Annotated in this window: 16 protein-coding genes; 12 read left to right on the plus strand and 4 right to left on the minus strand. The window is 63.9% G+C overall.

What is annotated here, in order from left to right; all coding sequences use genetic code 11:
* Positions 1 to 357 precede the first annotated feature (357 nt).
* Positions 358 to 783, plus strand: coding sequence for a BLUF domain-containing protein (locus tag EKN06_RS05350; protein ID WP_127611774.1), 426 nt, complete (start codon positions 358 to 360; stop codon positions 781 to 783).
* On the opposite strand, the gene EKN06_RS05355 is transcribed toward EKN06_RS05350, so the two are convergent.
* Positions 765 to 2,360: a bifunctional aminoglycoside phosphotransferase/ATP-binding protein gene (locus EKN06_RS05355; RefSeq protein ID WP_127611775.1), complete on the minus strand. Its 1,596-nt coding sequence runs from the start codon at positions 2,358 to 2,360 to the stop codon at positions 765 to 767. The two genes, EKN06_RS05350 and EKN06_RS05355, sit on opposite strands and share 19 nt — an antisense overlap.
* Before the next feature lie 247 nt (positions 2,361 to 2,607).
* Between EKN06_RS05355 and EKN06_RS05360 the strand changes: the two genes are divergently transcribed.
* The 5 genes from EKN06_RS05360 (at position 2,608) to EKN06_RS05380 (ending at position 13,551) form a co-directional block, all read left to right on the plus strand.
* Positions 2,608 to 3,645 (plus strand): universal stress protein, encoded by a 1,038-nt coding sequence (locus EKN06_RS05360; protein WP_127611776.1) that lies wholly within the window; start codon positions 2,608 to 2,610, stop codon positions 3,643 to 3,645.
* Positions 3,645 to 11,861, plus strand: coding sequence for a GH36-type glycosyl hydrolase domain-containing protein (locus EKN06_RS05365; RefSeq protein ID WP_127611777.1), 8,217 nt, complete (start codon positions 3,645 to 3,647; stop codon positions 11,859 to 11,861). Before EKN06_RS05360 ends, EKN06_RS05365 begins: the two co-directional genes overlap by 1 nt.
* Before the next feature lie 144 nt (positions 11,862 to 12,005).
* Entirely contained in the window at positions 12,006 to 12,425 is a 420-nt protein-coding gene (locus tag EKN06_RS05370) for a CBS domain-containing protein (RefSeq protein WP_127611778.1), read from the plus strand.
* Positions 12,426 to 12,437: 12 nt separating this feature from the next.
* A complete protein-coding gene (locus tag EKN06_RS05375; protein WP_127611779.1) occupies positions 12,438 to 13,130 on the plus strand; it encodes a hypothetical protein in 693 nt (230 codons plus the stop codon).
* Positions 13,114 to 13,551, plus strand: a complete 438-nt coding sequence (locus tag EKN06_RS05380; protein ID WP_127611780.1) for a baeRF12 domain-containing protein — start codon at positions 13,114 to 13,116, stop codon at positions 13,549 to 13,551. Before EKN06_RS05375 ends, EKN06_RS05380 begins: the two co-directional genes overlap by 17 nt.
* Here the strand turns inward: EKN06_RS05380 and ppsA are convergent.
* Positions 13,526 to 15,952: a phosphoenolpyruvate synthase gene (gene ppsA / locus EKN06_RS05385; protein ID WP_240654609.1), complete on the minus strand. Its 2,427-nt coding sequence runs from the start codon at positions 15,950 to 15,952 to the stop codon at positions 13,526 to 13,528. The genes EKN06_RS05380 and ppsA overlap by 26 nt on opposite strands.
* Positions 15,953 to 15,978: 26 nt before the next feature.
* Complete coding sequence (locus EKN06_RS05390) at positions 15,979 to 16,341, minus strand: response regulator (protein WP_127611782.1); 363 nt, start codon at positions 16,339 to 16,341, stop codon at positions 15,979 to 15,981.
* 443 nt (positions 16,342 to 16,784) lie between these two features.
* Between EKN06_RS05390 and EKN06_RS05395 the strand changes: the two genes are divergently transcribed.
* From EKN06_RS05395 to EKN06_RS05405, 3 genes are read left to right on the plus strand one after another with little or no spacing between them, the layout of a single operon-like run.
* A complete protein-coding gene (locus EKN06_RS05395; protein ID WP_127611783.1) occupies positions 16,785 to 18,122 on the plus strand; it encodes an erythromycin esterase family protein in 1,338 nt (445 codons plus the stop codon).
* 2 nt (positions 18,123 to 18,124) lie between these two features.
* Positions 18,125 to 18,790, plus strand: a complete 666-nt coding sequence (locus EKN06_RS05400) for a dienelactone hydrolase family protein (protein ID WP_127611784.1) — start codon at positions 18,125 to 18,127, stop codon at positions 18,788 to 18,790.
* Entirely contained in the window at positions 18,787 to 19,458 is a 672-nt protein-coding gene (locus EKN06_RS05405; protein ID WP_240654610.1) for a phosphoribosyltransferase, read from the plus strand. Before EKN06_RS05400 ends, EKN06_RS05405 begins: the two co-directional genes overlap by 4 nt.
* Positions 19,459 to 19,625: 167 nt before the next feature.
* On the opposite strand, the gene EKN06_RS05410 is transcribed toward EKN06_RS05405, so the two are convergent.
* Positions 19,626 to 20,249 carry a CC0125/CC1285 family lipoprotein gene (locus EKN06_RS05410; RefSeq protein ID WP_127611785.1) on the minus strand — a complete coding sequence of 208 codons (624 nt, stop codon included), beginning with the start codon at positions 20,247 to 20,249 and terminating at the stop codon, positions 19,626 to 19,628.
* A gap of 219 nt (positions 20,250 to 20,468) precedes the next feature.
* Between EKN06_RS05410 and EKN06_RS05415 the strand changes: the two genes are divergently transcribed.
* The 3 genes from EKN06_RS05415 to EKN06_RS05425 all read left to right on the plus strand — a co-directional run bounded on the left by EKN06_RS05415 (position 20,469) and on the right by EKN06_RS05425 (position 23,913).
* The gene (locus EKN06_RS05415; protein WP_127611786.1) at positions 20,469 to 22,370 is read left to right on the plus strand and encodes a PAS domain-containing sensor histidine kinase; all 1,902 of its coding nucleotides are present in this window, start codon (positions 20,469 to 20,471) and stop codon (positions 22,368 to 22,370) included.
* Positions 22,360 to 23,151: a response regulator transcription factor gene (locus EKN06_RS05420; protein WP_127611787.1), complete on the plus strand. Its 792-nt coding sequence runs from the start codon at positions 22,360 to 22,362 to the stop codon at positions 23,149 to 23,151. Before EKN06_RS05415 ends, EKN06_RS05420 begins: the two co-directional genes overlap by 11 nt.
* 111 nt (positions 23,152 to 23,262) lie before the next feature.
* Positions 23,263 to 23,913, plus strand: a complete 651-nt coding sequence (locus EKN06_RS05425; protein WP_127611788.1) for a BON domain-containing protein — start codon at positions 23,263 to 23,265, stop codon at positions 23,911 to 23,913.
* The last annotated feature ends 152 nt before the right edge of the window (positions 23,914 to 24,065 follow it).

Genomic DNA, 24,065 nt, shown 5'->3' on the forward strand with positions numbered 1-24,065 from the left:
TCCCAATGACGCGCCGCTCCATTTCCCGCCAGATTGCAGGCGAAGACACGATCATCGTTTATCTTCAACGTGTGAGGGGCGGACATGTCCATGCCGGGCGAACAGCAAGGTGCAGAAAGTACATCGCATCGAAACCCGGCAATCGGATCGGCGGCCATTCGCGCAGCGCTGCTGTTCGCAAGGCCGCGTCCGGCGACAGTCGAACCGACGGCCCGAGAGGATCGAAGACCTGAGATGACGGAACGGGCTTCGACCGACAGGCCACGCAGGCGTGACGATCCCGGCCATGGATAGCCGTATTGACGGACCAACCGCATATCCTGACCGCATGGCACTATCATCTGAGGGAACGGGACGTTGATATCACTTGTTTGCGTCAGTCAGCCGACATGCTGGACAAGAAGCCGAAAGGAGACGCTGGACGATATCCAGGCGGTGTCGCAGGCGCGCAATTCCGCGCTCAACGTCACAGGGGTTCTGATAGCGACCACGACCCATTTCGCACATGTGCTTGAGGGGCCGAAGGACGCGGTAGAGTCCGTCTTGACCAGCATTATGAGCGATCCGCGCCATTGCCGGGTCAATGTCGTCCGCAGAACGCCGATTTTCCGCCGGCGATTTCCTGTCTGGCGTCTGGCCCGCATGGACCGCGGGCGGTTCGCCAGTTTCGCACTTGCCGGAACACTAAAGCGTTTGCACACGGCGCCCGATCGCGAAACCCTGCATCATTTCGACCAGCTTACCGATGCGCTTGCCCGGTCATATCACACTACTTTGACGTAGCGATCGGGATCGGGATCGCCTTGGCGCAGGGCCGCCAGCGCTTTGCGACACCGCTCCAGCGTTTGCGCTGGCGTTCCACCGGCATCGATCCGCACCCAGTCGCCAAGCGATCCGATATCGCGCGCCAACTGGCGTTCGACCACATCCGTGCCGGCATCGGAGGCATCGCCCCGGCGACCGCGCACCCGGTCGTTCAGGATCTCGCGCTCTGCATCCAGCCACAATCCCGCAAATGGCACGCCAAGACTCCTCGCCAGCGCTTCCATCCGGGCTCTGGTATCGGGAAAATCGAAGACCGCGTCGACGATCACCGGCCATCCCGCCGCCAGCGTGTCGCGCACCCTTTCGATCAGCGCGGCATAGACCGCTTCATGCGCCGCCGGGGTATAGGCGCTATCGGGCAGGTGTGTTTCCGGGTCCACGCCCGCAAGCAATTTGCGCAGGACATCGGTGCGAATCCAGCGCGCGCCCGGTGTGGTTCCGATCAGCGGCGCGAGATGGGAGGCAAGGGTCGATTTCCCGCTCCCGCTGCGCCCGCCCACGGCGATAAGACGCGGGGTCGGTGCCATCAGGAACCCATGCGCCGCAGAAAGATAGCCATGCGCCTGATCGACTAAGCGGGCACGTTGCGCGGCCTTATCCTGACGATCGGCTGCGCTTCCCAGAACGTGCGTCCGCACTGCCGCCCGCATTGCAAGGAACAATGGCAGCGCCGCGATCCCGCCGGTTTCCCCGCGCCTGTCGCAATAACGATTGAAGACCAGCGATGCTTCTGCGTGCAGGCCGCGATGCCACAAATCCATCAACAGGAACGCCAGATCGTACAAAACGTCGCTGGTCGCCAGATCATCATCGAATTCTAGGCAGTCGAACGGGGTCGGTCGTCCATGCCAGATGCAGATATTGGCAAGGTGCAGATCACCGTGACAATGCCGGACCAACCCATCCGCCGCCCGGCGGTCGAGCAGCGGCGCGATCTCTTCCGCCCGCGCGAGGCTGTCGGACCAAAGCCGGTCCCGGTCCTCCGCCCCAAGGATACTGGGCTTCAGCGCCGCCATGCTGGCGTGGTTGCCGTTGATGACCTTGCGCACCCGATCGGCGCCGCAACCCGCCACAATTTCCGCCGCGTCGTGAAACCGCGCGACGCTATCGGCCAATTCGCGCATCATTCCGGGATCGAGAGAGCCTTTTTCGGCCAAGGTCGCGAGCAGGCAATCGGGCGCGAAGCGTCGCATCATGACGACCCAGTCGACCGGAACGCCATCATCAAAACCAAGACTGCCATCGGGCCTCCGCGTCACGGCGCGAACGGCCAAGTACAGATCGGGCGCGGTGCGGCGATTGAGCGTCAGTTCCGCCTCGCACACCGCCCTGCGCCGTGCCGGAGTCGAGAAATCGAGGTAAGGATAACGAACCGCGCGTTTCAGCTTGCAGGCGATGTCGCCGGCAAGGAACACGATGGCGGCGTGCGTATCGATCCGTTCGACCGGTTCCGTAATGCCATAGGTCGCCGGCTTCGACAGGAAGGCGATGACATCGTGCTGCCCGTCATCATGCTGATCGTCGAAGCGTTCCAAGACCCGTTCCCGTTGCTGCCGGCTAATGCGATCACACCTGCGCGAACGGCGGCGTTGCGCATTCCGTAGTTTCCCGGAACGATGCCCCACGCTTTACCCGTAAAATTGCGGATTCCGGGGAACGCCACCTTACCCCGATGTGATGCCCGTCAACCAACGACCGAAGTGCGTCCTGACGACAGACTTGTCAGCATGGCTTTCCTGCCCCGGATTTCGGCGCTTCGGCAACAGGCAAGGTGGGTAAGTCATGGCGATTTCCGCGTTTTCTTTTCAGGATACCGTCATCGCCCGCAAGGGCATCGCTCCACCGGTGGTGGCCCCGCCTGTGATCGCCTGCGTCGATACATCGCCGCGCTCGTCCGAAGTCGCAAGGGCTGCGGCCAATTACGCCCATTGGCTTGGCCGACCGCTTATCCTGTTTCATTCTGTCGAATACGACCGTTCGCGAACCGCCCTTCCCGATCCGCTCGACTGGCACTTGCGCCGATCAGAAGCGCTGCGCCATCTCGAACGGTTGCGCGATGATCTTGCTGGACTGGGTCTTTCGATCGCGGTGGAAATCGACGAAGGCAACTGGCGGACGGCGCTGGAAGACCGCATGAACGTAAGGCCCGCGCCGATGGTCGTCATCGGGGCGTCGCGCCATTCGAACACCGGGCACACTGCCGAATTGCTCATCGATTGCGGCGCAAGAAGCCTGCTCGTCGTCCCGACCAAGGGCGATGTCCCGCGCGATTCCGATAAACCCCGTATCGCCATTCCAGTGGACGGATCGAAATTCGCCGAAGCCGCGCTGGCCGAAGCGATTTCGATTGCCCGTTCGCACGACGCGGAGCTGTTGCTGATCCACGTCACGCCTCCTTCGGGGATCGAAGAGTTTGGACCGCCTGCCAGCCGCGACGTCGAACTGGGCCGGTTACTGGACCGTCGCAACGAACAGATGGCCTGCATCTTTCTTGAGCAAACCTTGCGCCGTTTGCGCGATCAGGGGCTTACCGCGCGGAGCCGCTCGCTGAAAGGCGACCCACGATCGTGCCTGCATAGCGTGATCGCCGAAGAACGGCCCGAACTGGTCATCCTGTCGACGCGTGGCCAAGGGATCAAGTCCTGTCAGGACCTGGCGCTGGGTAGCACCGCGAACTACCTGCTCGATCACCTGACCGCCCCGATCCTGCTGGTCGGCTCCACTCAGGCCCGGCGCGGTCACGAGACTGCGCACACCGCGCGAGGCGGGTTTGCGGGAGCGACGACGGAAAGCCAGCGCGGTCCGCTCAACGCGCTCTGATGGCGGACGCATTCACAGACCCGGTCGCGGCCCATGGCTGGGAAACGGGAAAAACGCTCTCCTTCGGTCAGCGTCAGGAACGCCCCCGCGCCATCGCAGCATGGCGTTCGATCGAACGTGTCGGGCCATGGCTTTCGGACGCGACCGCTGTCGCGGCAAAGGCCGAGCCTGCCGTATCGTCCGCCGCCGAATGGCTGCTCGACAACAGTTACCAGGTCCAGCGCGCGATGCTGCTGGTGCACGAAGATATGCCGCAAGGTTTCTATGCCCGGCTGCGCCCGATGACATCGGGCCATGCAGTCGGCGAACCGCGTATTCTTATGCTGTCGCACGACCTGTTGCACGCCACCCATTTCCAGCTCTCACGCGAAAGCGTGCTCGCCTATCTCGAAGGGTACCAGACGCACCATCCGCTCGACATCGCGGAGCTGTGGGCGCTGCCTGCTATGTTGCGGATCGCCTGCATCGAACGGCTGGTCGCAGGGTTTGCCGTCGTGTTCCCGCCAGTGCCGGCTCCGTTCGACATCAGCCTGAGCAGCCAGGACTTTATCGGCGCGCACGAACCCGCCGACTGCGTTGCCCGCGCGATCGCCAACCTCGGCGTGATTTCGAACATCATTTGGCAGGAGATTTTCGACCATAGCAGCCACGTCGACCGCAGTTTGGACCGCGATCCGGCGGCGGCATATGGCGCGATGGATTTCGACACCCGCGATGCATGCCGCCAATCGGTCGAACGGATCGCTGGAATGTGCACGTCGGGCGAAGTCGAAGTGGCCGATGCCGCCGTCGCCATGGCCGCGCGCCATCCCGACCTGCCGCTGCGTCACGTCGGTTACTGGCTTGTCGACGACGGGCTGGTCGAGCTTGAACAGTCGCTGGGCATAGTTCCGCCCCGTGGGCAGCGCGTCGCGCGATGGCTGATGCGGCGACCTGGCCTTACTTATGCGGTCGCGCTGTTTGCGTGTGGCATAGTCGGCCTCATCCCAGCGGCGCTGTATCTTGCGTTGCACGATGCCAGCGTGTCGCAATGGGCGCTCGGCCTCGTATTCTCCGTCCTTCCGGCGACAGTGCTGGCCGTCACCGTGGTCAATTGGCTGGTGACGCTGACAGTGCCGCCGCGACGGCTGGCAAAGCTCGATTACAGCGAAGGGCTGGACCCCCGCTGGCCCACCGTGGTGGCGATGCCGGTCATCGTCGGCAGCGTTGCCGAAGTGCCCGCTTTGCTCGCAAGGTTGGACGCGCACTGGCTCGCCAATCCGGGCGCGCGGGGTTACGTCCTGCTGAGCGACCCGGCCGATGCCGGGGCTGAGCGCGTGCCTGGGGACGAAGCGGTAGAGACCGCCCTGCAACGGGGCGTACGCGCATTGAATCGCCAACGTGGCGGCGGGTTTGTTCTGCTCCACCGCATACGCCGACACAACCCGGCGCAAGCGTGCTGGATGGCGTGGGAGCGCAAGCGCGGCAAGATCGACGAGTTCAACCGGTTCCTGCTAACCGGCGACCGATCCGCCTTTCCGGTCACCGCCGGGCGGGTCGACAGCCTTGCCGGTGCAAAATTCGTCGTCACCGCCGATGCCGACACCCGGCTTCCGCCCGGCAGTGTCGCACGGCTGGCCGGCGCGCTGGCCCATCCGCTCAATCGCCCGGAGTTCGATGACGCGGGCCGGGTCGTTTCGGGCTATACAGTGCTGCAACCCAGGGTTGAAATCGCCCCCCACGGCAGCGACACGCTGTTCGCCCGCCTGTTCGGCGGCGACACCGCGATCGACATTTACTCCCGCGCGGTCAGCGACGTCTATCAGGACCTGACCGGCACCGGCAATTACGTCGGCAAGGGGATCTACGACGTCGCCGCCTTCTCGCGCAGCCTGGATAGGCGGATTCCGGAAAACCAGTTGCTCAGCCACGACTTGTGGGAAGGCTTGCACGGCCGCGCCGCGCTGGCCAGCGACATCGTCGTCTATGAAAGCTTTCCCGAAAGCTATGCCGAATATGCCCGCCGATGGCATCGTTGGGTTCGTGGCGACTGGCAATTACTGCCGTGGCTGTTCGGACGCGTTCCGGGGCCGGACGGAACGCGCATCGCCAATCGCCTGACGCTGTTCGACCGGCTGCGCATCTGGGACAACATGCGCCGCAGTCTCGTTCCCGCCAGCGTGGTCCTGTTGCTACTGGCCGGATGGTTCGTCCTGCCCGGCTCTCCCCTGTTCTGGACTGCGGTGGCGCTGCTGGTTCCCGGCGCATGGCTGTTCACCGATCTTGTCACGGGGGTTGCGCGCGGGCGGCGGCGCGGCGTGCTGACGGGCACGTTCCGGCAGGCGGGCGAACACCTGCAGCGCTGGGCGTTGCAGGTCGTGTTCCTGTTGTCGGACACCGTGACCGCTCTTCACGCCATTACGGTCACCCTGCTGCGGTTGCGGCGAGGCAATATGCTTCTGCAATGGACCAGTGCCGCACATATCAATTTGCACCTTGCCCGTGGGAACATGCGGGTGGGGCAATGGGGGGCGACGTGGTCGTCGCCGGTCGTCGCTCTCGCGTTCGTTCCGCTGCTGGCATTCGATCCCCATGCCCTGCCAGTGGCCCTGCCGCTCATCGCGCTCTGGCTCGCCGCGCCCGAAATCGGCTGGCTGACCGCACGCTCGCGCCGACTCAGGATCCAACCGCTGGGCACGGATGATCGCGCCTACCTGCGGCGGATCGCACGGCGAAGCTGGCTGTTCTTCGAACGCTTCGCGGGGCCCGAAGACCACTGGCTCCCGCCCGACAACCACCAGGAAGCGCCGATCGTCGCGACCGCGCACCGCACATCGCCGACCAATATCGGAATGCTGGCGATCTCGGCCCTTTCCGCGTGGCGGCTGGGCCATATCGGCCATACCGAATTCACCGTTCGGATGCGCGCCATGCTCGACACGCTGGACCGGCTGGAACACTGGAACGGTCATATCCTGAACTGGTTCGACACTCGCTCGCTCGCCCCGCTGGAACCCCGTTATGTGTCGACCGTCGACAGCGGCAACCTCGCCGTCAGCTTGATCGTGCTGGCCAGCGGGTGCCGGGAAATCGCCGCCTCACCCGCATTCGGGCAGCAACGCTGGGACGGGCTGGACGACTGTTTGTTCCTTTTGTTGGAGGGTTTGCACGACAGCGATCTTGGCGGACCATTGCAGCAGCAAGTTCGCGATTTGCGCCGCAGGATGAGCGCCCATTCCGGCGAGGCCGAACGTTGGCCTGACATGATCGCCGATGCGCTGGCGCAGATGGAACGGATTCGCGATGATCTCGTGCGCACGCTCGATCAGGCCAAAAGCGTCGATCCCCACAGCCTGCATTCCGTGCGCGATTGGCTGGAGCGGAGCGAACATCACCTGCATGAATGCCAGCGCGAACTGAAAGGGAATGCATCGACGCTGGGCGCTGGCGCGATACGCGAACTGGAACGCATCGCGAGGCGCGCCGAAGACATGGCGGAGGCGATGGATTTCCGCCCGCTCTACAATCCGCACCGCAAGTTGTTCCACATCGGTTATGACGTAACGGCACAGCGCATCGACCAGCATTATTATGACCTGCTGGCCAGCGAGGCCCGGCTGGCCAGCTATTTCGCCATCGCCAAACGGGATGTGCCGCCCGAACACTGGTTCCACCTTGGCCGCCCGATCGTGAAACATCGGCGCGAACTTTCGCTGGTGTCGTGGAACGGGTCGATGTTCGAATACCTGATGCCTTCGCTGTTCCTGCGAAGCGATCTGGCGACGCTTCTGGGCGAAACGGAAACGGCGGCGGTGGCGATACAAAAGCACTACGCCGACAGCCGCGACGTGCCGTGGGGCGTTTCGGAATCGGGGTTCGCATCATACGGCAATGATGGCGCATGGCGATACCGGGCGTTCGGCGTGCCCGCCCTGGGCCTGCGACGCGGGCTCGAAGACGATCTCGTCATCGCGCCCTATGCCACCGCACTGGCACTATCTGCCGCTCCGCATGAAGCACTGACCAATTTGCGCCGGTTGGCCCGATGTGGCGCGGTTGGCCGCTTCGGCTTTCACGAAGCACTGGATTTCACACCAGAACGCATGGGCGACGCAGGGCAACCGATGCTGGTGCGGTCGTACATGGCGCATCATCACGGGATGAGCATCGCGGCCATCGCCAACGCGCTGACGGACAATGCGATCGTCGACTGGTTTCACGCCGACCGGCGGATGGAATCGGTCGATCTACTGCTCAATGAACGTATCCCGTGGGAACTGCCACAGGAACTGGAAAGGCTGGAAACCCCTCCCGTCGCCCCTGTCGCGACCGCGCTGCTGCCCCGTCCGCAGGCCTGGGAGCCCGATCCCGGCCCCGCGACGATGGTAAAGCTGCTAGGCAACGGTCGGCTTTCCTTGCGGCTCGGCACGGACGGCTGCGGCGATCTGGCGTGGAAAGGCAACGTGCTCACTTCACCCACCGGCGCTGACAGGGACAGAGGGCAGTTCCTCTACCTTCGCGACCGGGCGGGCGGCATGGTCTGGTCGCCCACCCCAGCCCCGATGGACGGCGCGGCAGGGAATGGCGCGGGCGGGAATGGCGCGGGCGGGCGACGCGTCGTTTTCCATCCGCACAAGGTCGAATTCCGCTGCCACGCGGGCAGCATTGCCGCCTCGCTCGACGTGGTCGTGTCCCCATCGCAAGAAGTCGAGATCCGCCGCCTTCGGCTCGTTAACAACGGGCCGGAAACGGTCTTGCTGGATTTTGCCAGCCACGCCGACATCGCACTGGCCGAAGCTGGCGAATGGGCGCGCCACCCGGCATTCGCGCGACTGTTCGTAGAGGCGGAGGCACACCGGGACATCGATGCGATATCGTTCACGCGGCGCCCGCGATCGCCCGAAACGCCCGGGCTGGTCATGGTGCAGGGGCTGGTCGCTTCGCCCGACGTCGTGCGGCTGAAAGCGATCGAGGTTTCGCGGCGACGGACGCGCGAACGGCTTGGCCATGCGTCGGACTTCCCCCGTTTTGGCAGCGACGAGCGTCATCCCGGCAAATATCCGCTCGATCCCGCGGCTGCGTTCCTCGCTGAAATTACCCTGCCCCCGCATGGCGAGGCGGTTGTCGCGCTGGTCACGACAGTTGCGTCGCTCCACGACGAAGCTCTGGATCTTGCGCGCCGTTACGGCTCGCTCGCATCGCTCGAATGGGCCGAACAGGACGCCGGCGACAGCGTGCGGCACGACTTGCGCACCATCGGCCTTGCGCCTGACAGGATGCAGGATGCCGAACTGCTGTTTTCGGCGCTGGTCGACCCTGCGGGTCCGCGGCGACCGATCGACGGACCGGCAGCACGGGAGGACTTGTGGGCGTTGGGGGTGTCGGGCGACCTGCCGGTCCTGTTGCTGGAACTTGGTGAGGAATTCGATGGCGGCGCCTTGCGCTTCGTGCTGGCGGCACACCGGTTGTGGCATTGGCGCGGCGCGGCGGTCGATCTGGTCCTGCTGCATCCCGGCCTGCCCGGTTATGTCGAGCCGCTGCGCGACCGGATCATCGAAATCATGCGCGATTGCGGCAGCGACGAATATCTTGGCCAGCGCGGCGGCGTGACGCTTGTCGGCAGCGAACAGTGCGAGGAACAGAGCCTCCGCGCCCTGCGCAAGGCGGCTGATGCGATGCTTCGCGACGATGGCGGCGACATCGCGGGCCAATTGCGCGAACGCGTATTGGGCCGGATACCCGTGCCGCTGTTCCATGCGACGGGGCCGACGCGGACCGCGCACCAACATGCGGACGGTGGTCCTGTCGAAGAACCGCTGTCGCTGATGAACGGATATGGCGGGTTCACCGCACATGGCGACTATCGCATCGAATTGCAGCCGGGCGATCGCACGCCCGCGCCATGGGCGAACGTGCTCGCCAATCCCGAATTCGGTACTATCGTGACCGAGGCCGGCTTGGGCTTCACATTTGCCGCAAACAGCGGGGAAAACCGGCTGACCCCGTGGCATAACGACGCGCAGCGCGATCCGCAGGGAGAAGCACTGTACCTTCGCGACGAGGAGACGGGCGACATCTGGTCGGTCGCGCCGCAGCCTGCGGGCGACGGTTCGGCCTGCCACATCGAACATGGCCTTGGCGAAACCCGCTGGCTGCGCAACTCGCTGGGGCTTGGGCAGGAGATGCGATGTTTTGTCGCACCCGACGATCCGGTGAAGGTCGTGACTCTGCGGCTGACCGAAAGCACAGGGGTCGCGCGCCGGGTGACGGCAACCTTCTTCGCCGACTGGCTGCTGGGCACCAATGCGGGAGAGCCCGCACCCTTGCGCGAAAGCCGCTACCACCCAGAGCTTGCCGCCCTGTTGGGCCGAAATCACTGGCAGCGCGATTTTCAGGACCGCGTAGCCTTTCTGGCCGGAATGGACGCGCCCCACAGCCTGACTACTTCGCGCGCCGATTTCCTTGGCTCTCCGCCCGACTGGCGCCGCCCTGCCGGCCTGCATGCATGGGGCATGGGCGAACGGGCGGAGAACGGGGGCGCAGATGCCATCGCCGCGCTCCAGTTCCATCTCGACATACCGGCGGGCGAAATGGTGGAATTGACGTTCCTGCTGGGACAGGTGAGCCGCGAGGATCAGCTCGCCGATATGCTGAACCGTTGGCGCGCACCCGGCGCAATCGGGGCGGCCCGTACAAAATTAGGCAAGCTGTGGGACCGGCGGTGCCATGCGCTGCAGGTGAAAACGCCCGACTCTGCGTTCGACCTGATGATCAACCGCTGGCTCCCCTATCAGACCGTTTCGTCACGGCTTTTCGCGCGAGCCGGTTTCTATCAGGCGTCGGGCGCGTACGGCTATCGCGACCAGTTGCAGGACGTGCTCTCGCTAATGTTGCCCGAACCGGCATTGGCGCGCGAACAGATCCTGCGCGCGGCGGAACATCAGTTCGAGGCGGGCGATGTCCTGCACTGGTGGCATCCCCCGTCCGGCAAGGGAGTTCGCACGCGGTATTCCGACGACCTGCTATGGCTGCCGCATGCGGTCGCCCGCTATGTCGGCGCGACCGGGGACGCAGCGATACTGGATGTCCGGATCCCGTTTCTGGAGGCGCGAGAGCTCGCTTCGGACGAGCACGACCGGTTCAGCGCCTTCGCCACAGGCTCGCAGGCGAGCCTGTACGAACACTGCCTGCGCGCATTCGACCGGGCGTTCCGGTTGGGCGGGCGCGGATTGCCGCTGATGGGCGATGGCGACTGGAACGACGGAATGAACCGCGTCGGTGCCGGTGGCCGGGGGGAAAGCGTGTGGCTTGCATGGTTTCTTGCCGCCACGATCCGCGACTTTGCCGCGATGTCAGAGGCCACCGGCCGCACCGATTTCGGCCCACGCTGGCTGCCGCGCCGTGACCAGCTGATCGCAGCGGTCGAACGTCATGGCTGGGACGGCGAATGGTACATGCGCGCCTTTGACGATCAAAGCCGTCCTTGGGGGTCGCGCACCAACGACGAATGCCGGATCGACGCGCTGGTGCAATCGTGGGCAGTGATCGCAGGCGGGAACAAGACCCGCGCGAAACAGGCGATAGCCAGCGCTTTCGACCGACTGGTCAAGGACGGGGACAGCCTCGCCCGACTGCTCGACCCGCCGTTCAACCGTACCGCCCGCGATCCGGGTTATATCAAGGCCTATCCCCCCGGCATCCGTGAAAACGGCGGCCAGTACAGCCATGCCGCCGCGTGGCTTGGCATTGCCTGCGCCATGCTGGGCGACGGCGCGAAAGCCAAGGAGGTGTTCGACCGGATCAACCCAATCCGCCATTCCGACAGCCGCGAGAAAGCGGCGACTTATGCCATCGAACCCTATGCCGTCGCAGGCGACATCAGCGGCGGCGACGAACATCTGGGGCGCGGCGGCTGGAGTTGGTACACCGGGGCAGCGGGCTGGGCATGGCGGCTTGGGGCCGAGCACATTCTAGGTATTCGGCAGCAGGCCGGGCGCATCGCCATCGACCCATGCTTGCCGCCCGATTGGCCGGCCTATTCCGCGACGTTGCGCGGCGACGGCACCATCGAAATCGCAGTCAGCCGGGGCGATGCCGCGCAATGCAAAGTAGACGGCCAGTCGGGCGACGCATTGTCCGTCGCCTTTCCCGGCAAGGGCAGGACGACACGGGTGGAGATTACTGTCGCGCCGCAGGCTCCGGCGGAACGAAGCGCCCCCGCCGATGCGCAGGCCTGAAGCGCACTGGCGTGTGGTGCATAGGTCCGAAAGGCACTCGCCCTTGTGTCTTCTACGGAGCGAACGGACGCGCGACTTTATGCAGAATGCCCCGACCGCAACCGGCACGGCACACGACCGGTCGGCATGGAATGGAGGCCGGTGATGAAAGTTAAGGACGTCATGCACGAAGGGGCCAGCTGGATCGATCCGGACGCCCCCCTTCCCGACATCGCCGCCCGCATGGAAAAGGACGACATCGGCGCACTTCCCGTGGGCGAAAACGATCGGCTGATCGGCATGGTCACCGACCGCGACATGGTCGTGCGCGGGCTTGGCCACCATGACGATCCGCTACAGCTGACCGCCCGCGACGTCATGACCAAGCCCATCGTGTTCTGCAACGCGAACGAAGATCTGGAAGATGCGGTCCGCATCATGGAACGCAAGCAGATCCGCAGGCTTCCCGTTATCGACGAACATCACCGGATGGTGGGAATGCTTAGCTTGGGCGACGTCGCGGCCAAGGCACCGCCGTCGCTTTGCGCCGAAACCCTGCGCGCGGTTGCCGCGCATCACGCCTGACCGCGACCGCCCATGCTGAAATGGATCATACTGGCGATCGTCGTCCTGATCGTCATTGCCGTCGCCGGGGTCGTCTTCTGGGTCCAGACCGAAGCGCCGTTTCACCGCGAACACATCTCGCAAGGATCGGGCAAACGCGCGCTGATATTGTACCACCCCAGCCGCGACGCGCATTTTTCGGACGATCTGACAATGGCGCTGGCGCGTGGCTTTGCGGAAGCCGATTTTCCCGTCGACCGCTGGACAATGACCAGCCGCACGCCGTCAAAGCCAAAGGGGTACGCGATCGTCGCAGTGGTTTCGAACACCTTCTTTTCCGCGCCCGATTGGCCGACGCTGCGCTATCTGAAGCGCGCGCGGCTGGAAGACCAGAACGTCATCGCGATCATGGCCGGCGGCGGCAAGACCGAGCGCGCCGAACAGAAACTGGGCTTCGCGCTCGAACGCACCGGCGCTCACGTGCTGGACCTGCGCCCGCTGTGGACGACGCGGCCCAACGAGCCGGGATCCGAAGGCCCCGCCAATCGCCAGGTCGCGATGAAGATCGCCCGGTCGATGGCACGCGAAGCCGGCCAGCTGGTCCGCGAACGGAACGCAACCGCCGCGGATCAAGCGCCCGCGACGCGCGAAAATCCCGTCCAACCTGCCCCCGCACCAACGAACGACTTGCCCCAAGGAGCCGAAGCCCGTGAAACTGCCCCATGATACCATCGTCCTGATCGCGGATGGCGCCCGCATGTTGCTGCTGCGCAATCATGGCGACACGGTCTATCCCGATTTGCGGGTGATCGAACACCGCCACTGCGAAAGCCTCGCCAACCGCGACCTTTTGTCCGATGCGCCGGGCGTATCTTCGGGAGGCGGCTTTCCGGGCAGCAGCACCCTTGCCAAGACCGATCCGCACAGCGCCGAGGAATCCCGGTTCCTGGCCTCGGCCGCAGACGCGCTTGGTCAGATCGCAAAGCGCGAAAACGGCGGTATCGTCGTAGCGGCCAGCCCGGTGGCATTGGGCGAATTGCGCCGCGCCTATACCCCGGCCACGAAGGACAAGTTGATCGCAGAGATCGACAAGGATTACACGCGCATGCCGGTCGAGGAAATCACTCGGCAGCTTGCCGAGCTTTGACCGGGCGTCCAGATCTGCGGTCAGGCGCGGTCTTGGCCAGCCTGCTTTCAGTCTCGGCGATAGAGTGGATCGTCCTTACGAAACTGTCGGGATCCAGCGATATGGAATCGATCCCCTCTCGCACGAGGAAGGCGGCGAAGTCGGCATGATTGCTGGGCGCCTGCCCGCAAATGCCGACCTTGATCCCATTGGCGTGCGCGCGGACGATGACATCCGCGATGGATCGGGTGACCGCGGGATTACGTTCATCGAACAGTGGCGCGAGGATTTCGGAATCCCGGTCGACCCCCAGCATCAATTGCGTGAGATCGTTCGATCCGATCGAAAAGCCATCGAAACGCTGCGCGAAGTCGTCTGCCAACACGACGTTGGCCGGTATTTCGCACATCATGTAAACGTGCAGGCCATTCTTGCCCCGGCAAAGCCCGTTCGCGGCCATTTCCGCCAAGACCCGGTCCGCTTCGTCAGGGGTCCGGCAGAATGGAACCATGACCACGACGTTGTCGAAGCCCATGTCATTGCGCACCCGGGCCAGCGCCTCGCACTCCATCGCGAACCCTTCGCGATAGCGTTCGTCGCAGTAACGCGATGCGCCGCGAAATCCGATCATCGGATTTTCTTCCACCGGCTCGAAGTTTTTCCCGCCGATCAGACGGGCATATTCGTTGGTCTTGAAATCGCTCAGCCGCACGATGGCGGGATGCGGATACCATGGCGTCGCCAGCCGGGCGATGCCCCGCGCCAGAGTGTCGACGAAATAGGCCCTGCCGTCGGCATGTCCGCGCGTAAGTCTGGCGATGGTGCGCCGGTCGGCTTCGCTCACCCGTTCGGGGTGAAGCAATGCCATCGGATGGGCGCGAACCAGATTGGCGATGATGAATTCCATCCGCGCCAACCCGACGCCCTTGGCCGGCAATTGCCACCAGGCGAAAGCCGCACCGGGATCGGCGGTATTCACCATTACCTGCGTTCGGGTGACCGGAAGCGTGCCGACGTCGATATCCTCGCACGTGAACGGAAGCGCGACATCGTAAACGTGGCCCCGGTCCCCGCTGGCGCACGATAGAGTGATGGGCTCGCCATTCGCGATCTTCGTGGTGGCATGGCCGGTGCCCACCACCGCCGGGACGCCAAGCTCGCGGCTGACGATGGCGGCGTGGCTGGTCGTGCCGCCGTGGTCGGTCACGATCCCTGCGGCGCGCTTCATCACCGGCACCCAGTCGGGATCGGTATTCGCGGCGACCAGTATCGCGCCGTCGGGAAAGCGGTCGAGGTCTGCGACAGAACCGATGACGCAGGCCTTGCCCGTGGCGATGGCCGTACCGACCGCCGCGCCGGACAGCACCGGTTTCGCCTCGGCTTGCAAGGTATAGCGCCGCAACATCGCACGGCTGCGCCCCGACTGCACCGTTTCGGGCCTCGCCTGCACGATGAACAAGTCGCCGTCGGGGCCGTCCTTGGCCCATTCGATGTCCATGGCCCCACCGTAATGGAGCTCTATCGCCACGGCCCAACGGGCGAGCCGCAGCACTTCGTCGTCCGTCAGCACGAGCCGTTCGCGGAGCCGGCGCGACGTTCGCAACAAACGCGTCGGCTCTTCTTCACCCCGGCCATAGACGAGCCGGACGCTCTTGTGGCCGCAATCGCGCCCGATGATCGGCTGGACCCCGTGCCGTTCCAGCAGCGGCTTGAACACCATGTAGCGATCGGGCTCCACCTGCCCCTGCACCACGGTTTCGCCAAGCCCCCATGCGGCGCTGATCATGACGACGTCGGGAAACCCGGATTCGGTATCGATCGTGAACATCACGCCCGAACCCGCGCGATCGGACCGAACCATCTGCTGCACGCCGACGGACACTGCGACAGCCAGTTGGTCGAAGCCCTTTGCCTCGCGGTACGCGATGGCGCGGTCGGTGAACAACGAGGCGAAGCAGCGCCGGCTCGCCGCGATCAGGGCATCGGCTCCGCGCACATTGAGAAAGCTTTGCAACTGCCCTGCGAAACTGGCGCCCGGCAGGTCTTCTGCCGTGGCGCTCGACCGGACCGCCACGGCCGGGCGGCGCTGGCCCAGTTGCCGGGCAAGTTCGCGGTAGGAATCGGTCAGGCAAGCGGCAATCGTGGCGGGCATGGGTGCGGATAGAATCGCGGCGCGGATCGTTTCCCCCACCTGTTCCAGCGTCAACTTCTGCGCGGCCAGCGATTGCAGCGCCCCGCGAATTTGCGGTTCCAGCCCATTTTCGGCGACAAAGCTGCGAAAGGCGCGAGTTGTAAGCGCAAAGCCGGGCGGAACCGGGACACCGGACGGGGCAAGTTCGCGGGTAAGTACGCCAAGCGATGCGTTCTTGCCGCCGACTAGCGCAATGTCGTCCATGGTGAGATCGGCAAACGGAATCACCATGGGGTCTTGCTTGCGGCCCGCCATGGTCAGTGCAGGCTGCCCCGGCGGCACAGCGCCACGTTCACCGCCGTGTCGATCTGGTCCATGCGGAACGGCCCCTCGCAGCTGCTTGCCCGCTGAATGATGTTCGGCGCGCGGATCGGCTTGCGGCTGACCAACAGCACCGGGATCGATGCTTCGGCCGATATCCGCTGCACGGCGTCCAGCGCGGAAATTTCCTCCATCGCGTCACCGATCACGATGATGTCGGGCAATCGGCGGTCGGCGGCGGCCAATGCCTGCTGCCGCGTCCATGTGTGGTCGAACGATTCAAAGCCTAGCGGTTCGAGATATTTCTGCATTGCCCGCCGGATGGCGATGTCGTCATCGATGATGAGTGCGTGGCCCACTGTCGTGATTCCCTTTATGGAATGCGAACGGACAATGGCGGGGGCCAACCCGTGGCGCGCTCCGCAAATGTCCGTATCGGGGCGCGGGGCAAACTGCGAACAGGCATCGTTTTACGGAACATTACGAATGCATCGGACGACCTCGCCAAGCTATTCCTTGGTTGTCAGACAGGAGCGGCGATGTCGTTTTGGACCGGATCGTAAAGAAAAAGTCCTGGCCCGAGATTGTGCGATGATTGGCTGACCGAGCCTGCGGCGATACCCAAAACATGATGCCTCGACAGCATCACGGGCCAGGGGACGCCGCAGGCTTTTCGCTGCGCATCGCCCGTGGAACATCGCCCGCCAGTCGCACACGAAATGCCAGCCAATCGCTCCGTAATTTCACCAGATGCAAGCTGGCGATGCAGATCGCATAGATTTTCCGGCAAGGAGGAAACGTCATGCCGGCAACCGCATATCAACGGATCGACGGAAGCAGCGCCGACCTTTCGCGCGTGCTCCATCGCGCGGCAGAACCCTTGCCCGACCCGGCCGATGCCGCCGCCTTCGGCGCGTTCTTCGACCGGTATGGCGATGCGCGGGTAGTGCTGCTGGGCGAAGCGACCCACGGCAGCAGCGAATTCTATCGCGCGCGCAACGCCATCACCCGGCGACTGATCGAACATCACGGCTTCTCCATCGTCGCGGTAGAGGCTGACTGGCCCGACGCCGCACGCATCGACGATTATGCCCGCCACCGCGCCCCGCGCCCCCGGCGCGGCGACGTATTCGCGCGCTTCCCGACATGGATGTGGCGCAATATCGAAGTGCTGGAATTTGCCGACTGGTTACGCGGCCACAACGAAAAGACGGCAGAAGCAGAACGCGCATCGTTTCACGGGCTCGACGTCTACAGCCTCGAAGAATCGATCCACGCCGTGCTCGCCTATCTCGACGGGGTGGATCCCGTCGCCGCGGCACAGGCACGGGCACGATATTCCTGCCTGACCCCTTGGCAGGACGACCCGGCGCGTTACGGCCTTGCGGTCGAACGCGGCGGGCGCGACAGTTGCGAAGATGCCGCCGTCGCGCAATTGCGCGAATTGCTCGACGAACGGCTGGCACACATGAAGAACGATGGCGAACGATGGTTCGACGCGCTGCAGAACGCGCGCATCGTGCTGGCGGCGGAACGGTATTATCGCGCCATGTATCGCGGCGGCGCGGAAAGCTGGAACCTGCGCGACAGGCACATGTTCGGCACGCTGCAGGCGCTTCTCGCGCATCGGGGGGAAAGCGCGAAGGCTGTCGTCTGGGCCCACAATTCGCACATCGGCAACGCGGCCGCGACCGCGATGGGCTGGCGCGGCGAATTCAACATCGGCGAACTGTGCCGCATGGCCCACGGCGACGAAGCGGTCGCCATCGGTTTCGGCACCGATCGGGGACGGGTCGCGGCGGCAACCGACTGGGGCGGGGACATGGAAAACAAGAAGGTCCGCCCTGCCCGGCCCGACAGTTGGGAATACGCCTTTCGCCACGCCGGATACGCCCGGTCGCTGACCGACTGGCGCGGCCCTGCCAAACGCGAATTGGCCGATGCCTTGCGTCAGCCCTGGCTGGAACGGGCGATCGGCGTCGTCTATCGCCCTGAAACCGAACTTCTCAGCCACTATTTCGAAGCCGTGCTGTCGGAACAGTTCGACGCCTTCATCTGGTTCGAAGAGACGACGGCGGTAACGCCGCTGGGTAAGGAGCATCCGCACGGTGCTCCCGAAACCTATCCGTTCGGGTTGTGACCATGGAAGTCCAGACCCACAGCCCTCGCTTTTTCGGATTGGGCCCGCTCAACCTTCCCGCCGTTCTGCGCATGCCGGACGAGCCGCGAGGTTTGATCGTGTTCGCCCACGGCAGCGGCAGCGGGCACCGCAGCCCGCGCAACAACCAGGTGGCCGAAGCCCTGACCGAATCCGGTTTCGCAACCCTGTTGTTCGACCTGCTGACCGTTCCCGAAGAACGCGATCGGTCGAACGTGTTCGACATCCAATTGCTCGCGACGCGGTTGATCGACGCCGTGGTCAGGCTTGGCGCGAAACCCGAACTTTCCGGACTGCCCATCGGGCTGTTCGGGGCGAGCACGGGTGCCGGCGCGGCGCTGCTGGCGGCTGCCGTGCGACCCGACCTGATCGACGCGGTCGTATCGCGTGGTGGGCGGCCCGATCTGGCCGGGCCAGATGCACTGCAAAAGGTTCGCGCCCCGACCCAGCTGATTGTCGGCAGCGTCGATTATCAGGTCATCGAGCTGAACCGCGCGGCCGCCAACATGATGAATTGCCCGCACGAAATCGTCATAATTCCGGGTGCGGGCCACCTGTTCGAAGAACCGGGTGCGCTGGCTCAGGTCATTCAGGCCGCGACCCGTTGGTTTTCGGACCACCTTGGTGCAAGCAAGGGAGCGAAGACTTGAGCGATATCCTTCCTTTTGCCAATCGCGTGAGTGCTGGTCGCATGCTGGCCGCGCGGCTGAAACACCTTGCCAGCAGGCATCCGATCGTTCTGGCCCTACCGCGCGGCGGGGTGCCATTGGGGTACGAGGTCGCCCGCGCGCTCGACGCCGAACTCGACCTGCTGATGGTGCGCAAGCTGGGTGCGCCGGGGCACCAGGAATTCGCCATAGGCGCGGTGGTCGATGGTGAAGAGCCGCAGATGATCCTGAACGAAGAAGCGATGCGGCTGCTGTCGCCCAGCAGGGAATACGTGCAACAGGAACTGAGCCGGGAACTGGTCGAACTGGAGCGCCGCAGGCGCCTTTACATGGGCACCAAGCGCAAACCGCAGATGGCCGGGCGCACGGTCATCATCGTCGACGACGGGGTCGCTACCGGATCGACCGTAACCGCCGCATTGCGCGGGGCGCGCCGCAACAACCCGGCCTATTTGGTGCTTGCCGTACCGGTCGCACCGCCCGACACGATAGAGCGGCTTCGCCCGCTGTGCGACGAGATCGTCGTACTGGCGATGCCCGAACCATTCTATGCCGTCGGGCAGCACTACGTCGACTTCACGCAAGTGGAAGATCGGGAAGTGATGGAACTGCTCAAAGCGGCGACCAATCGCGACGAGGGCGTCGGCTGAGCTTGATTACAGCGCAGGCCTGATCCCTGAACGGTCGCGACCGTTCATGCGTGTCTGCGCGCCTGCCGCACACTTGCCCCGGCTTTTCAGCGCGCTTCATTCGGTGTAGAAAATGTAGGGGATGCCCGGCGCACTGCCCCCGACAGGAACCGGACATCCCCTGCCCGCTATTTACTAGCGGGCGGGTGCCGGTCGACCCGTGGTCCGATTTCTTCCAGCACCTTACGGGCGTCGTAAGCTCGATCGTCGGCGCTCGGTCTGGTCCCCCGACCCAACCGAATGTCCGCCGTCGCTTCGAACTCTTCCACCCGTCTTTCGTCGATTCCGTCGGCCCAGAACGGGTCGGCGTGATAGGGGTCCCACGCATACCAGCCCCGGCCTGGCATGTAATAACGCCAATATGGCAGCCACGCCCCGTATTCCGGACCATACCACGGGCGATAAAACGGATCGCGCCGGATTTCCCGGGTCACCTTGTGATCCATTTCGCGATCTATGATGGCAAACCAATCATACCCTTGTTGAACCGTCAGTTCGGCCGCCCGATAAAGCAGATAGGCTTCGACCGTTTCGCGCGACGTCAGCGAATTGCCGCTGAATTTCACGCGATAGCGACCCTCGGCCAGCCGCTCGTCGGAATAGCCCCCGGCTATAGCCGAAGACGCGGATTCCGGTTGATAGGGCGTGGGGTGCGCGCATCCCAACATGACCGCCACAAGCGACAGTGCCGCTGCCCGCGCAAGTCCGCGCACTGATATGGCGCGCACGGAAACTCCACGGGCTGAATTCATGATACTGTGCCCTTTAATGTTTCAGCAAAATCCGCCTGCAGTGAAGCGCTCCTGCCGCGTCCGTCCTATTGGTAATATTACCAAGGGCTTCGACCCGACCGCTCCGCGAAATGCCCACCACCGCTCCGTATAATCACGGATGGCTGTTTCCGGTTCGCGGCGTGCACTGCTTTTTCCATCCGCTTGTGTTATGACGGGCCGGGATCTGAAAGCGGGACAATGGCTCGAAGCGGACGCGACGAAATTGACAATATACCTCACGACGAACTGACCGCACTTTTGCTTGAGCGGGTTCCTGCCGCGATCGCGCTGGTCGATCCCGATATGCGCTTCATCGCGTGCAACCGGCGCTGGATCACCGATTTCAAGCTTGATCCGGACAATGTGATCGGCCGTTCCCATTGCGACCTGTTTCCAGAAAACGCCGAAAAATGGCGTGAGATGCACGCCCGCGCGCTTGCCGGTGAAAACCTGACCCATGAACTGGACCGGTCCGAACAAGACGATGGATCGACCGACTGGCTGAGGTGGAGCCTTGCGCCGTGGCACGACGAAGCGGGCAAGGTCAAAGGCGTTCTGTTCGTATCCGAAGTGCAGAAGTCGCAGCTGGAGAAGGACCTTCGCGCGCGCGTCCTGAGCGAAGAATTGTCGCTTTTCATCGATATTGCCGACAACTTCGCGCTGTCCATGCTGGATGACGCCGGCAAGGTGACGATCTGGAATTCCGGTGCGGAACAGCTGTCCGGATGGACCGAGGCCGAAATGGTCGGGAAGACCTTCGACATGATGTTCGAAGCGTCTGATCGCGATCATGGCTTGCCGGAGCGACAGCTTGCGCTCGCCCGGGAAAACGGCGTGTTCAGGGACCGGTGCTGGCGGGTCCGCAAGGATGGAACCCGCTTTCTGGCCGACGTGACGATCACCCGGATTGCCGGTGACGATCAACTGCCCAGCGGATTTGGCCAGATCGTGCGCGACGTGACGAAAGAGGATATCCAGTCCCAATCGCTCGAAGCCAGTGCCGTGCTGTTGCGATCCATCCTCGACACCGTGCCCGACGCGATGATCGTGATCGACGAAGTCGGGATCATGCTGTCGTTCAGCAAGGCGGCGGAAAAGCTGTTCGGATATTCACACGAAGAAGTCATCGGGAAAAACATTTCGATGCTCATGCCTTCACCCGATCACGAACAACACGACGAATACCTTGCCCGTTACCGCCGGACGGGCGAGCCACGGATCATCGGCACCAATCGCCGCGTGCTGGGCATGCGCAAGGACGGCACCATTTTCCCGCATGTGCTGCGTGTCGGCGAAGCGCGCGGCGGGGGCCGCAGGATGTTCGCAGGGTTCCTCCACGACCTGAGCGATCAGGAAGAGACCGAATCGCGCCTGCAGGAATTGCAGCGGGAACTGACGCACATCGCCCGCGTCAGCGAGATGGGCACGCTCGCGACCGCGATTGCGCACGAACTGAACCAGCCGCTGATGGCGATCTCTAACATCGTGCAGACGTCGGTCGCGCTGGTCGAAGGCGGCGACAAGGAGCACCTCCTGCTCGCCGCCCGCGCCTTGGAAGAAGCGGGTCGCGAAGCGTTGCGCGCTGGCGAAATCGTCAAACGCCTGCGCAGTTTCGTGTCACGCGGAGAGCTGGACCGAACCATCGAGAATTCGGGCGGTCTCGCCCGCGACGCTTGCGAACTGGCCGCGGGCGACGCCAAATTCCGCAATGTCGCATGGCGCGTAGTCGTCGCCGACGATGCGGAAGATATCCTGGCGGACCGGATCGAGGTGCAGCAGGTCCTCGTCAACCTGGTGCGCAATGCGATGCAGGCGATCAACCGCGACGGCGAAATCGAAGTCAGCGTCCGCCCGGATGGCGACACGATGCATTTCACGGTTTCCGACACCGGCCCCGGCGTGCCCGAAGGCCGCATCGGAACCTTGTTCGAACCGTTTTCGACCACCAAGCCGACCGGCATGGGCATGGGACTGGCCATTTGCCGTACGATCGTGGAAGCTCACGGCGGCAAGATCTGGCACGAACACAACCCCAATGGCGGTGCTGCCTTCCATTTCACATTGCCCAAGTTCAATTCGGAGAACGCCGATGCAGACTGATCGCAAGCTAGTGCATGTCGTCGACGACGAAGAATCCATCCGCCGGTCGCTCGATTTCCTGTTGTCGACCGCCGGATACCGGGTCCAACGGTGGGAAGACGCCCACACGTTCCTGAAAGGCGCAGACAAGTTCGAACCGGCATGCGCGCTGGTCGATGTGCGCATGCCGGGCATGGACGGCATCGAACTGCAAAAGGAAATGACCCGGCTTGGCTTCAACTTCCCGGTCATCGTGTTGTCCGGGCACGGCGATATCTCGATGGCGGTCAAAGTCATGCAAGCCGGCGCGGTCGATTTTCTCGAAAAGCCGGCCGACCGCCAGCACCTGCTCGACGCCGTGAAAGCCGCATTCGAAAGCCGCAATGATTGCGAGGAGCAGCGTAATCGCGCCGATTGGGCACAGGCGCAGCTTGGCCATCTCACCGCCCGCGAACGAGAAGTGCTCGAAGGTCTGGCCTGCGGCTATCCGAACAAGACTATCGCCTACGACCTCGGCATCAGCGCGCGCACGGTGGAGGTGTACCGGGCCAACGCGATGGAAAAGCTGGGCGTCACGAATTTCGCCAATGCCCTGCGCATCGCCTTTGCCGCCGGCCTGGGGTCCGAACGCCGCTGGCTGGCAACGCACAGCGATCCGGCGCAGCAGCGCAAGCAAGGCCCTGCTGCCGACGCGGGCGGTACGACCGGCAGCCAATCGGAAACCGCCCCCTATGCATCCCCGACGCCCGACGCGCCCGGGGCACCCACGCCGATAAGTAAAAACGCGGCCAACTCCGGATAATACCGCATCCCGCAAACCGGCCACCCGTTGCAGGAAGGTGCGCGCAGCCGATCGGCCGGGTCACCCCGCCCGGGATTCGCCTGCAGTCCATCCAGGCAAGGGAGACATGCCATGAAAAGCGACAGCCAACTGCAACACGACGTTCTCGAAGAATTGAAGTGGGATCCCAGCGTCGATCACACGGACATCGGTGTTTCGGTGGTCGACGGCGTCGTCGCGCTTAACGGCTATGCGAAAAGCTATGCCGAAAAGATTGCCGCCGAACGTGCGGCCAAGCGCGTGGCAGGTGTCAAGGCCATCGCCGAAGAGCTCAAGATCCGGTACCCTTCGGATGCGAAGAACGCCGATCACGAAATCGCCCGGCGCATCCTCGACATCTTCAGCTACAACGTCCTGATCCCCGAAGAAAATATCCAGGTGAAAGTCGAAAAAGGCTGGGTAACGCTGACCGGCGACGTCGAATGGAATTACCAGAGCGCCGAAGCCGCCAAGGCTGCGGGCAAGGTATCGGGGGTGCTGGGCCTCACCAACAGCATCGCGATCCGGAACAAGGCCGACATCTCGGATGTCCGCAAGCGGATCGAGGACGCGTTCAAGCGGCAGGCCGGACTTGACGCCGCATCGGTCACCATCGCCGCCAGCGGCAACAAGGTGACGCTGGGCGGCAAGGTAAAGGCGTGGCACGAACGCAAGCTGGCCGAACAGGCCGCATGGGGCGCGCCGGGCGTGACGCAGGTCGAAGACCACATCGTCATCAGCTGACCGCGCCTTTCTTGAACCCCACCCTTGTACCTGGGGCCTGATGACGCAGCAAATGCCCGCGGGAAGCAAGTTTCCCGCGGGCATTTTGCGTTTTGCCGTCTTTGCGCCAGCTCGTGTTGGCGCGTTGCCTCTATTTGCGGCTGACGGGCGGC

Source organism: Croceicoccus ponticola (assembly GCF_004004515.1).
Classification (GTDB): Bacteria; Pseudomonadota; Alphaproteobacteria; order Sphingomonadales; family Sphingomonadaceae; genus Croceicoccus; species Croceicoccus ponticola.